10 protein-coding genes are annotated in these 11,743 nt (G+C 70.4%); 3 read left to right on the forward strand and 7 right to left on the reverse strand.

The features are described from left to right. Nucleotides 1-120: 120 nt before the first annotated feature. The 5 genes from HDC36_RS16240 to HDC36_RS16260 form a co-directional block, all read right to left on the reverse strand. Nucleotides 121-1,152 (reverse strand): NAD(P)H-quinone oxidoreductase, encoded by a 1,032-nt coding sequence (locus tag HDC36_RS16240; protein WP_179569277.1) that lies wholly within the window; start codon nucleotides 1,150-1,152, stop codon nucleotides 121-123. A gap of 257 nt (nucleotides 1,153-1,409) precedes the next feature. Next, entirely contained in the window at nucleotides 1,410-2,747 is a 1,338-nt protein-coding gene (locus HDC36_RS16245; RefSeq protein WP_179569279.1) for a histidine-type phosphatase, read from the reverse strand. Nucleotides 2,748-2,757: 10 nt separating this feature from the next. Further along, nucleotides 2,758-5,265 carry a TonB-dependent receptor gene (locus HDC36_RS16250; RefSeq protein ID WP_179569281.1) on the reverse strand — a complete coding sequence of 836 codons (2,508 nt, stop codon included), beginning with the start codon at nucleotides 5,263-5,265 and terminating at the stop codon, nucleotides 2,758-2,760. A 117-nt stretch (nucleotides 5,266-5,382) separates the two neighbouring features. Further along, on the reverse strand, nucleotides 5,383-6,471 hold the full coding sequence (locus HDC36_RS16255; RefSeq protein WP_179569283.1) for a FecR domain-containing protein: 1,089 nt from the start codon (nucleotides 6,469-6,471) through the stop codon (nucleotides 5,383-5,385). After that, nucleotides 6,464-6,979, reverse strand: a complete 516-nt coding sequence (locus tag HDC36_RS16260; RefSeq protein WP_179569285.1) for an RNA polymerase sigma factor — start codon at nucleotides 6,977-6,979, stop codon at nucleotides 6,464-6,466. Before HDC36_RS16260 ends, HDC36_RS16255 begins: the two co-directional genes overlap by 8 nt. Nucleotides 6,980-7,309: 330 nt before the next feature. Here HDC36_RS16260 and HDC36_RS16265 point away from each other — a divergent pair, with 330 nt between their 5' ends. Next, a complete protein-coding gene (locus tag HDC36_RS16265; RefSeq protein WP_179569287.1) occupies nucleotides 7,310-8,377 on the forward strand; it encodes a pirin family protein in 1,068 nt (355 codons plus the stop codon). Nucleotides 8,378-8,442: 65 nt separating this feature from the next. On the opposite strand, the gene HDC36_RS16270 is transcribed toward HDC36_RS16265, so the two are convergent. Then, on the reverse strand, nucleotides 8,443-9,045 hold the full coding sequence (locus tag HDC36_RS16270) for a DUF4142 domain-containing protein (protein WP_179569289.1): 603 nt from the start codon (nucleotides 9,043-9,045) through the stop codon (nucleotides 8,443-8,445). A gap of 145 nt (nucleotides 9,046-9,190) precedes the next feature. On the opposite strand from HDC36_RS16270, the gene HDC36_RS16275 reads away from it, so the two are divergent. Next, complete coding sequence (locus tag HDC36_RS16275) at nucleotides 9,191-9,331, forward strand: hypothetical protein (protein WP_179569291.1); 141 nt, start codon at nucleotides 9,191-9,193, stop codon at nucleotides 9,329-9,331. 97 nt (nucleotides 9,332-9,428) lie between these two features. After that, nucleotides 9,429-10,169 carry a GntR family transcriptional regulator gene (locus HDC36_RS16280; RefSeq protein ID WP_179569293.1) on the forward strand — a complete coding sequence of 247 codons (741 nt, stop codon included), beginning with the start codon at nucleotides 9,429-9,431 and terminating at the stop codon, nucleotides 10,167-10,169. Between the two features lie 156 nt (nucleotides 10,170-10,325). On the opposite strand, the gene HDC36_RS16285 is transcribed toward HDC36_RS16280, so the two are convergent. Next, entirely contained in the window at nucleotides 10,326-11,681 is a 1,356-nt protein-coding gene (locus tag HDC36_RS16285) for an SLC13 family permease (RefSeq protein WP_179569295.1), read from the reverse strand. Between the last annotated feature and the right edge of the window lie 62 nt (nucleotides 11,682-11,743).

Raw genomic sequence — 11,743 nt, forward strand, 5'->3', positions numbered from 1 at the left:
GCAATATACGGCGTGGCGCTTGAACAGGGCCAGCGGCACGGGGCCGGCGGGCATCTGTCGCGGCTGAAGCCGCTCCTGCAGGTGCGCTCTTGTAGGAGCGGCTTCAGCCGCGACAGGGTCTCATTGCCCCGCCCCGGCCTGGGTCAGCAACACGATCTTGCCGATATGCGCGCTGGATTCCATCCGCGCATGCGCCTGCGCCGCCTTGGCCAGCGGGAAGCAGCGGTCCAGCTGCGGCTTGACCCGGCCCTGTTCGAGCAGCGGCCAGACCTGCTGCTCCAGCTCGCGCGCGATCGCCGCCTTCTCCATCACCGAGCGTGCGCGCAGGGTCGAGCCGGTATGGGTCAGGCGCTTGGCCAGCAGCGGCATCAGGTCCAGCTCGCGGACCTTGCCCTGCTGGATGCCGATCTGCACGATGCGCCCGTCCAGCGCCGCGGCCTGGTAGTTGCGCGGCAGGTAGTCGCCGCCGAGCAGGTCCACGATCACGTCGGCGCCGCGGCCGCCGGTCAGGCGCAGGGTCTCGGCGACGAAGTCCTCCTCGCGGTACAGGATCGCCGCCTGCGCGCCCAGCGCCAGGCTGGCGGCGCGCTTGTCGGCCGAGCCGACGGTGCTGATCACGCGCGCACCGAAGGCCACACCCAGCAAGGTGGCGACGCTGCCGATGCCGGAGGTGCCGCCGTGCACCAGCAGGGTCTCGCCGGCCTGCAGGCGGCCGCGCTGGAACACGTTGGCCCACACGGTGAAGAAGGTCTCCGGCAGCGCCGCGGCCTCGGCCAGGCTCAGCGGCGCCGGCACCGGCAGCGCGTTGCGTTCGTGCACCACCGCGTATTCGGCATAGCCGCCGCCGGCGACCAGCGCACACACCGCATCGCCGAGCCGATAGCGCTCCACGCCCTCGCCCAACGCCACCACCTCGCCGGCGAACTCCAGTCCCGGCAGCGGCGACGCGCCGGGGGGCGGCGGATAGCTGCCGCGGCGCTGCATCACGTCGGGGCGGTTGACCCCGGCCGCGGCCACCCGCACCAGCAGTTCGCCGCGGCCCGGATGCGGCAGCGGCAGGCGCACCGGCACCAGCACCTCCGGCTCGCCGGGGTGGCGGATCTCGATCGCGGTCATCGAATCGGGGAGCGAAGCGGCGGACATCGGGGACATGGCGGGCACCTGAGCAAAGACGGCGCAGCGCCACGCGGGCGCGCAGCGCGGGAACCGCGATGATCGGCCTTCGCCGCGTTGCGATCCGTGATGGCGCGCGCAGGGTTCCGTCCGGACCAAACACCGTCCGCTCGGAAACTGGAGGGATGCCGTGAAATCCGTGTAGGAGCGGCTTCAGCCGCGACAGGCATTCCCGATAAATCCTGTCGCGGCTGAAGCCGCTCCTACAGGGGGCGCGACGCGGCGAGACATCCGCGCTAATCGCCAGCCGCCGCCTGCACCGGCCACGGCGTCAATGCCGGCACGTCGGCCTGCACCTGCTGCGGGTCCAGCCGCGCCTGCAGCGCCGGCAACGCGACCGCCAACGGGCAGCGCAATCGGCCGCCGCAACCCGGCAGCGGCCAGCGCCGCTCGCGCAGCCGGTCGCCGTCGAAGCGGTTGTCGCGCAGCGCCTGCAAGGTCGGCACCACGCTGCGCAGTTGCAGATAGTCGCGGCCGCCCTGCCGCACCAGGTCCAGCAGCAGCGCGCCGCCGGGCGGATAGGCATCGGGCTGGCCGCGCACCGGGCCGGGCACGTCGAGCAGGCCGGCCAGATGCGCCAGGTTGGTGTCGTGGCCGAGCAGCAGCAGCGCGCGGGTGTCCGCTGGCGCCAGCGGCGCCACTGCCGGGGTTTCTCCGGCAGCGGCCTGCACCGTCGCCAGCAGGTGCGCGAGCAGGTTGGAGCCGCCGGCACGCGCCGCCGGCAAGGCGCGCTTGCTGTGGTCGAAGGAGGCGTTGTGCAACCCGATCAGGCGTTGCAGGGAAGTCGCATCGGCGCGACCCCACGCCACCTGCGCCAACGGCAGGCCCTGCGCGTATTCCAGCATCAGGTTCTCGGCCAGGCTGCCGGCGGTCTTCAGCAGCTTTGCCGCCTGCGCGGGATCGTCCAGGCGCTGCGGATCGTCCAGGCGCGGCGTGTCCTGGCCAGGCGCCTGCGCGGCGCAGGCCGCGCCCCGGCAGCCGGACAGGACCTGCTGCAGCGCGCGCAACCGCGCACGCGTGGCCGCATCCGGATGCAGCGGCGCGGCCATCGCGTCGTCGTCCTTGTCGTCGTTCCCGTCCTTGCCGGCCGCGTAGTGGAACAGCGGATTGTTCTGTGCGCTCGGCAGCGCCAGATACTGGGCGCGGCAGCCCGGCTGCAGGCCTTCGCCGAAGGCCGCGGCGCTGGCGTGGTTGCGCGGCGTGCTGTCGGCGATCAGCACCACCTGTGCCTGGCCGCAGTCAGGCGCCAGCACGCCCTCCTTCAGCCAGCGCTGCCGGTAGCGCGCGCCCAGCGCCTGCATGCCCACCGCGCCATGCGCGGTGAGCATGCCCGGCGCCACCGGCCATTGCGGCCATGGCTGCGCCGCGTACCTGGCCAGCGCCTGCGGATCCTGGGTCGGCGCGCGCACGCCGTGGCGCATCACCACGATGGTCAGGCGCACTTGCGCTGGCGCGTTTGCGCCGGCGGCCGCGGCCGGCGATGCCGCCGCGGCCAGCATCAACAGCACCGCCACGCGATGCAGGCAGCGCCGCGCAAGCGTGGCGGTGATGGGTGCCTGGATGGAAACATGCATGCCGCCGGCCTCAGAACTTCAGCGACAGGTCGAGGAACACGCCGCGTCCGGCCAGGCCGAAGTACAGCGGCTGGTTGTCGGAAGAGCGCGCGCCGGCGTAGCCGATCAGGGCATGCCGATCGAGCAGGTTGTTGACGTCCATGCTGATCGAGTAGCCCTTCAGGCCGTACGGGCCATGCGTGCTGCGATAGCCCAGCGCCGCATCCAGGCTGGCATAGCCGCCCAGGCGCTGGTCGTTGCCGAACACGGTGGCGCCGCTGGCGTCCGTGGTGTTGTCCACGCCGTACTGCGCGCCGACCACTTTCTCCATCAACGAACCGAAGTAGCCGGTGCCGCTGTTGTAGAGCAGGCCCAATGCCCCGGTCACGTGCGGGGTGCCGGCGACCTGGGTGCTGCTGTGCTTGTAGGTCGCCTCGTTGTAGCTGGCGTTGGCGTACAGGCTCAGCGTCGGCGTCAGCGCATAGGTGGCTTCGGCCTCGGCGCCGCGGTACACCGCGCCGCCGCCGTTGACGTAGGCGCTCTCGGTGCCGCTGTCGGTGGCGACCAGGGTCTGGCTGATGTAGTTGCTGAAGTCGATGTAGTAGACGTCGGCGCCGAAGGTCAGGCCGCGCGCGGCGTAGCTGGTGCCGAGCTGGTAGTTGCTGGTCAGCTCCGGCTGCAGGCCGCGTGCGCCGTTGAGTTCGATCACGTCGATCGGCGGCGCCAGGAACCCGCGCGCGGCCTGCACGTAGCCGCTCCAGTGCTCGTTGAAGGCATCGTGCAGGCTCAGCGACGGCAGCGTCGCGTCGTAGCTGGCGCTGGTGTAGGACGGCGCCGGCGGGGTGCTCTTGTTGAGCTGCGCGTCGAGTTCGCGCTCGACCCGCGAATAGCGCACGCCGGGACTGAGGGTCAGCGTGTCGCTCAGCTTCCAGTCGTACTGCACATACGGCTGCAGCGTGTCGGTACGGTCGTGCAGCTGGTAGTTGTACAGATAGCCGTACTTGGTGCCGCTGGCCGCACCGGTGGTCATGTCCACCGGCAACTGCTCGCGTTCGTCCAGGTTGCGCTCCACCCACACGCCGGTCTGCAACTGGCCCGGGCCCAGATCGCGCGCCAGGCGCAGCACGTCGCCGAAGGCATGGAAATCGTTGTCCGACAGCTTGCCGGGCACGTCGGTAGCCGACTTGGACAGCTTCTTGCCGGTGCTGGAGTAGAAGGTCACGCCGTTGTCGGCGGCGCTCTCGCTGGTGGGGATGCTGCTCTTGGCGGCGGTGTGGTCGAAGCTGTTGTAGTAGACCTTGTTGTCGAGCTCCCAGTCGCCCAGGCGCGTACTCAGGCCCAGATAGCTGAAGCTGGAGTAGTACGCGGCGCTGTTGTAGCCGGTGTAGTTCTGCAGGGTCGGATCGTTGCCCAGGCCGTAGCGCCAGCCGTGCTGTTCGATCTGCGCGCGGGTGGCGCCCTGCACGGTGTTCTGGTGCTCCTGGTTGTAGCTGCTGACGAAGGTCAGCGTGGTCGCCTCGCCCAGCTCGGTGACGGTCTTGACGAAGGCGTGCTCGCGGCGGTCGTCGGTGCCCTTCAGGTAGGTGTCGCTGGCTTCCTTGGACAGATCGGCGAACACGCGGGTGTTGCCGATGTGTTCGTCGGCGCTGACGCCGGTGGACCAGGTGTCCCAGCTGCCGCCGGTGGCGTACACGGTGACGCCGTCCACCGCGCTGGGGTTGCGCGTGCGCAGCGCCAGCGTGCCGCCGAAGGTGGCGTTGCCGATGGTGGCGCCGCCGCCGGGGCCGCGGTCGATCTCGGCCTGGCCGAGCACGTGGTTGTTGAAGTAGGCCGACGTGGTGTGGTGCAGGTCGCTGGCGTCGCCGAACGGGATGCCGTCGAAGGTGATGTTGAACTGGCCGTCCTGGAAGCCGCGGATGCTGATGCCTTCGTTCTTGCCCAGGCCGGGGCCTTCCGGCGAGGTGGTGACCACGCTCGGCGCGTACTTGATGATGTCGTCGTAGTTCGCGTTCAGGCGCAGGCCGTCGCGGATGAAGCGTTCGTCGATCACCGAGGTCGGCTGGCTCGCCTCCAGCGGCGCGGCGCTGGGCGCCAGCGTGTCGACGCTGTTGGCGGTGACGTTGATCGGTGCCAGTTCGCGCGGGCCGTCGTCGCGGTCGCCGTTGTCGGCCGCCGGCGTGGCCGCGGCATGCGGCGCGCGCGGGGCGGCGGCACTGCGTTGCGCCGGCGCGGCGCTGCGCACGATGCTGACCGTGGTCGGGGTCGGCATGCGGTAGTCCAGGCCGGTGCCGGCCAGCAGTTTCTGCAACTGCTGTGCCGGTGCCAGGCCAGCCGGCGCACCGTTGCTGCGTTGCCCGGCCGCCAGTGCCGGGTCGTACATCAGTTGCAGGCCGCTGTTGCGTGCGAACAGTTCCAGCGCCTGGTCCAGCGGCATCGGCGCGATCGCCGGTGCGGAGGCGGCGACGGGGGCCGACCACGCCGGCAGCGAAGAAGTGCTGCCGAGCAGCAGGGCGATGGAGACGACGAGCGTGTTGCGCATGGGACGTGCTACCGGAGGGGAGAGGAAGGCGGCCGTGCGCACGCAGCGCGACGACCATGCCTACCTAGGAGTGCCGCACAGCGCCGCGCGGCTACCGGTATTTGCATGAATTTTTTCTTACATCGGCGCCGGCGCGCTGCGGATCGTCACCGCCTGCGCATCGCGGTGCACCTGCACGTTCGGCAGGCTGCCCAGATAGGCGACGAAGGCCTCCGGATCGCGCAGGTGGAACACGCCGCTGATGCGGCGCGCGGCCAGCGCCGGGTCGGCGATGCGCAACGGCTGCGTGGTGTAGGCGTTGAACAGCCGCGCCACCTCGCCCACGCTGCGGTCGTGCACGCCGACCTGTTCCGGCAGCCAGGCGGTGGCACCGGCGATGTCGGCGTGCGCGTCCAGCCCCAGCAACTGGCCTTGCGGATCCAGCCGCGCCTGCTGGCCGCCGCCCAGGTCCGCCAGCTGCGCGCCCTCGCTGGGCAGCGCGCTGCGCCGCCACCACGGATGCGCGCCGCGCAGCACGTGCACGCGCCCCTGCAGCACGGTGACGCGGGTGCCGCCGGCATGTTGATCGACGCCGAACACGGTGCCGATATCGCGCAGCACCAGCGTGCCGACGCTGACCCGCAGCGGCCGCGCCGGATCGTGGCCGAGGTCGAACAGCGCCTTGCCGCGCAGCAGCGCGATGTCGCGGCGCTGCGCGCCGTAGCGCACGGCGATGGCGCTGCCGCGGTCCAGGCGCACCACGCTGCCGTCGGCCAGCGCCACCTCGCGCCCGGCATCGGCAGCGGCGGCGTAGACCGTCGCCGCGACCGTGTCCGGCGCCGCCAGCTGCGTGGCCACACCGATCGCCGACAGCGCGAGGATGGCCGCCAGGCCGAACGCCCGACGCCGGTTGCGGCCGCGCTTGCCTGGCACCGGCGCCGCTTGCGATCGCGGCGGCGCCGCGCGGCCGAACTCGGGCCGCAACGGCACCACCACCGCGCCGCTGTGGCGCGCATGCGCACACAGCTGTTCGCTGCTGGCCGGCTGCGAGTGCGCCGCGGCCTGCAGGTCCTGGTGCAGATGGGCGATGCCCAGGTATTCGGCCACGTGGGTGGGCGATTGCCGCAGCCAGGCCAGGAACTCGGCCTGCTGCACCGGCGCCAGCGGCGCTTCGCGCTGCGCCAGGTACCAGGCCGCGGCTGCCGCGGCGATCGGCGACTCACGCATAGCGCGCCATGCCCTGCCGGCACACCGCCAGGCCCTTGATGATGTATTTCTTGACCATGTGGCTGGAGATCTGCAACCGCTCGGCGATGTCCTGGTAGCCGAGTTCGTCGCGGTAGCGCAGCACCATCGCCGCGCGGCATTTCGGCGGCAGCCGCGCCATCAGTTCGGCCAGGCGCTGCCGGCGCTGCGCACGATGCACCTGCGCATCGGCTTCGCACGGCACCGCCAGCCGCTCCAGCACCTCGTCCAGGCAGGTGTCGCGCTGCGTGCTGCGCTGGTTGAGCAGCGCGTGCTCGCGCATCAGGTTGGCGGCGATGGTGAACAGGTAGGCTTCCGGATTGGCGATCTCCGGCGCATGCGCCTCGCTGCGCTGCAGGCGCAGCCACACTTCCTGCACCAGGTCCTCGGCATCCCATGCCGCGGCGCGACGGCGCAGGAAATAACGGCTCAGCGACGGCCGCCATTGCAGGAACAGCCGCGACAGGGCCGGCAAGGGTTCGGGACGCACCAGGCGCTCGCAGGGTCGGAAAGGCCTGCGATGCTGGTCGCGGCAGATGACAGTCCGATGACGCACGGGCAGCGCGGACGTGGATGGCCGGCTGCGCCCCAGCCGGCATTCAGTTGCGCGCCGATGCCGGCTCCGTTCGCTCGAACGGCGGATGGAGCGCCGCCCGTGCCTCCTGCTCCATGGCCATGCATGCGGCGGCGGCGGCGCATCCAGCGTTTCCCGTGCGGGACAGGATGTCCTTCGGACCGGCCTTCCGTTCCATTGGCCCCGCCCCATATCGGAAGGGTTGCCGTCTCCCTCTCGGCCGGCGTTCGCACCAAGGACCTCTCCATGACCGACCCTATCGTCCAGATCAAGCCCCTTGGCTTTCCGTGGGAAACGATCGATCCGTTCCTGTTCTGCGTCTACCACGACGATGCCTACCCCGCCGGCAATGGCGCGATGGGTCCGGCGGCGTCGCTGGCGGGCCGCGCCATCGGCCAGGACTTCAGCCGCAAGGACGGCTGGAGCATGTATCACGGCGAGCGCATCCCCGGCTTTCCCGGCCACCCGCATCGCGGCTTCGAGACCGTGACCATCGTGCGTCAGGGCCTGATCGACCATGCCGACTCGCTCGGCGCGGTGGCGCGCTTCGGCGCCGGCGACGTGCAATGGGTGACGGCCGGTGCGGGCCTCGTCCATTCGGAGATGTTCCCGCTGCTCGACACCACCGCGCCCAACCCGCTGGAACTGTTCCAGATCTGGCTCAACCTGCCGGCGCGCAGCAAGATGGTGGCGCCGCACTTCACCATGTTCTGGGCGCAGGACGTACCGCGCTTCACCGCCACCGACGCCGCCGGCCGCACCACCGACGTGGCCTGCGTGGCCGGCCGCGTCGGCCCGGTCGACGCCGCGCCCGGCAGCGACGGCGGCCCGCTCGCGCCGCCACCGGATTCGTGGGCGGCGCAGGACGATGCGGACGTGGCCATCTGGACGATCCGCATGGCGCCCGGCGCACGCTGGACCCTGCCCGCCGCACAAGGTCGCGGCACACGCCGCAGCCTGTACTTCTTCAAGGGCGCAGCGGTGACCGTGGGTGGACGCGAGGTGAGCAGCCACGCCGCCATCGAGTTGCGCGCCGACCAGGCGGTCGAGCTGGTCAACGGCGACGCGGAGGCAAGCGAGTTCCTGGTGCTGCAGGGCCGGCCGATCGCCGAACCGGTGGCCCAACACGGTCCGTTCGTGATGAACACCCAGGCCGAGATCGCCCAGGCGATGGCCGACTACCGCCGCACCCAGTTCGGCGGCTGGCCGTGGCAGGACGAGGCGCCGGTGCACGGCCGCGATCCGAACCGCTTTGCGCGACATCCGGATGGGCGCGAGGAGCGGCCGGCGCCCCACAAGCCGCGCGTCCCCTGATCGGCGAGTCGCTTTCGCGCCTTACCCTCACCCCAACCCCTCTCCCGACGGGAGAGGGGCTACGCTCAATAGCGCGCCGAGGCCAGCGCCTGCGCGCGCTCCAGTTGCTCGGCGATGCGCTTGCGCGCCTGCTGCAGTTCCTGCTTGGTCGCTTCCTGTTGCGCCGCCGGCACCAGTTCGGCATCGATCACCGCCAGCGCATCGGAATAGCTGCGCACCATCGTCGCCATGTAGGCGTTCATGTACGCCGAATCGTCCTTCTCCTGGTCCAGCGCCTGCAGCTGCGCCTTGCCCTTGGCCGCCTGCGCGGCGATCTTCTCCGCATCGCCGGGACCGCCCTTGCCGGCGTCCGCGGCCGCGGCGCCGTGGTGCGCGGCGACCACTTCGCGGGCGAAATCGGCGACGCTGCCGCTGACGTTGCGCGACAGCGCCTGCTGCGACAGCGCCACCGCATTGCCTTCCAGCACCTGCAGCATCGCCTTGGCCGAAGCGTCGCCGGCGATCGGCGCGCGCCCGCTTTCGCCGCCGACCGGGGCCGCGGTCGGCGCCGGCGAGGTCGCCGGTGCGGTGCGCGAGGTCTGGTCGCCCGGCTTGCCGCAGCCGCTCAGCGCCACGGCGGCCAGCGCCGCGAGAATCGAAAGCCGGGTCGTGATGCGCCTCGGGGTCATGGGGTGCTCCTGGTTGGTCAGCCGCTACCTTGCCCAGGCGGCGCGCAAACCCGCGTGAATCGCCGCGCTTTTTTCGTGACGCGGCATTGACGTGGCCGGGCGCATGCAGTGGTCTGCCGCAACCGCGGCAGCGTGGAGACCGCACATGGCGAACAACGAGGAAACCGGCGACAAGGCGGGCAAGGCCGCCTCCAAGGTGCTCAAGGACGGACGCACCGGAAAGGACAGCAAGACCGCCGCGGCGTCGGCGCTGTCGCAGCGCCCGGACAAGAAGAAGGGCAAATAGGCCGTGCCGGCAGCAAACGCCGCACCGACGGCGTTTGCTGCCGGCCGCTAGAATGGTTGCATCGCCGTTACAGGCTCCAGAGCGTTCCGATCCGCCGATGACTCTCGCGCCCGATACCCGCGCACCGCGCAAGCGCGTGGCGCTGTACGAAGACGTGGCCGAGCGGCTGCGGCAGAAGATCTACGACTACGTGCTGCCGCCGGGCGAGTGGATCGACGAGCCGGCACTGGTCGCCGAACTGGGCATCAGCCGCACCCCGCTGCGCGAGAGCCTGAAGCTGCTCGCCGCCGAAGGCCTGGTGCAGATCGAACCGGGCCGCGGCGCGCGCGTGACCCGGCTGAACCTGGAAGACCTCAACGAGCTGTTCCCGGTGATGGCGCTGCTGGAAGGCCGCTGCGCCTACGAGGCGGTGCGCAAGGTCGACGCCGCCGGCCTGGCGCGGCTGGAAACGCTGCACGCGCGCATGGAGCAGGCCGCCGACGAAGGCGACCTGGCCGAGTACTACCGGCAGAACTACCTGATCCACGAATCGGTGCAGGAATTCGCCGGCAACCCGTGGCTGATCCGCGTCACCCACGACCTGCACCGCATCCTCAAGATGCACCGCGGCCGCCAGCTGCTGGCGCCCGGACGCATGCAGCAATCGCTGTCCGAACACCGCGAACTGATGGACTGCTTCCGCCGCGGCGACGCCGAAGGCGCCGAGCGCACCATGAACCGCCACCTGCAAAGCCAGGGCAACGCCCTGGCGATGTACGTGGCCGCCGGCGGCAAGTTGAATGTGCCGGCGCCATTGCCCAGGGGCCGGGATTCGGGATTGGAGATTGGGGATTCGTAACAGCGGCATCTGCTGCGCGATGAGCAGATGCGCTGATTGAAACCCCACACAAAAAAGCGCCGACCAAGGGCCGGCGCTTTTTTGTGCAACTCACGCTGGATCAGCAACCGCGATCCGCTTTAACGAATCCCGAATTCCCAATCCCCAATCCCGGCCTCAAAGCCACCCCGGCACCACCAGCAGCAACCACGCCAGCAGCGGGCCGAACAGCACCACCAGGCCGCTGTAGATCAGGAAGCGCTTGTACAGCGATTCGCGTTCGTCCGGGGCGGCCGAGGCCACCACCAGCGCGCCGTTGGTCGAGAACGGGCTCACGTCCACCACCGTGGAGGAGATCGCCAGCGCGCAGATCACCCCGGCCGCGCCGAGGTGGCCCTGCAGCAGGAACGGCACCGCCAGCGGGATGGTCGCGCCCAGCACCGCCGCCGAGGAGGCGAACGCGGAGACGATGCCGCCGACGTAGCACACCAGCAGCGCACCGAGCAGCGGGATGCCGATGTCGGACACGCCGTTGCCGATGTAGTCCACCGCCCCGCTCTCCTGCAGCACCGCCACGTAGGTGACCACGCCGCTGATCAGCAGCACCGTGGACCAGCTGATGCCGTCCACCGCGCCCTTCTGCGCCTTCGGCGACAGCAGCGCCAGCGCCACCGCCACGGTCATCGACACCAGGCCGACGTTGAGGTTGTAGATCAGCGAGGCGATGCCCAGGCCAAGCAGGCCGAACAGGGTCAGCACGCGATCGCGGTTCAGGCTCACCGCGTCCAGCGCCACCGGATCGGTGGACAAGGTGCCGCCGCCGGCCGACAGCAATGCGCCATGGCCTTCGATCGCGAACTGGCGGTGCGAGGACTGATCGCCCACCGGCACGTACTCCGCCGTGGCCAGCGACGGCGTCTGTTCGCGCCGCAGCAGCGCCAGGCCGCCGAAGGCGAAGAAGCAGATCAGCGCCATCAGCAGGTTGAAACCGAGGCTGGTCAGGAACACCGCCATTTCGGTGACATCCAGCCCGGCCTTCTCCACCACCTTGTTGGTGATGCCGCCGTACACGCTGATCGGCGAGAACCCGCCGGCCTGCGCGCCGTGGATCACCAGCAGGCCCATCAGCAGCGGATTGATCCTGTACTGCTTGGCGAAGCGCAGTGCGACCGGGCCGATGATCGCGACCGCCGCAGGACCGAGCGCGCCGAAGGCGGTCAGCACCGCGGTAACCACGAACATCACCCACGGGATCGCCACGATCTTGCCGCGGACCGCGCGCACCGCCCAATGCACCAACAGATCGATGGTGCCGTTGTTGCGCGCGATCGCGAACAGATAGGTGATGCCGACCAGGGTCAGGAACAGGTCGCCGGGGAATCCGGCCAAGACCTCCTTCCCGTCCATGCCGACCCAGACGCCACCGATGATGAAGGCCAACGCGAACGCGACCGCGCCCATGTTGACCGGCAACGCCGTGGCCACGATGAACATGACGATCAAGCCGATGATCGTCGCGATTTGTGGACTCATGCGCCCTCCCGAGCTTGCTGGATCCGTACCACTGCCGCGAATGGCCACCCGCCATCCTGGGT

It is taken from the genome of Xanthomonas sp. JAI131 (genome assembly GCF_013410075.1).
In the GTDB taxonomy this organism is placed as follows: domain Bacteria; phylum Pseudomonadota; class Gammaproteobacteria; order Xanthomonadales; family Xanthomonadaceae; genus Xanthomonas_A; species Xanthomonas_A bonasiae.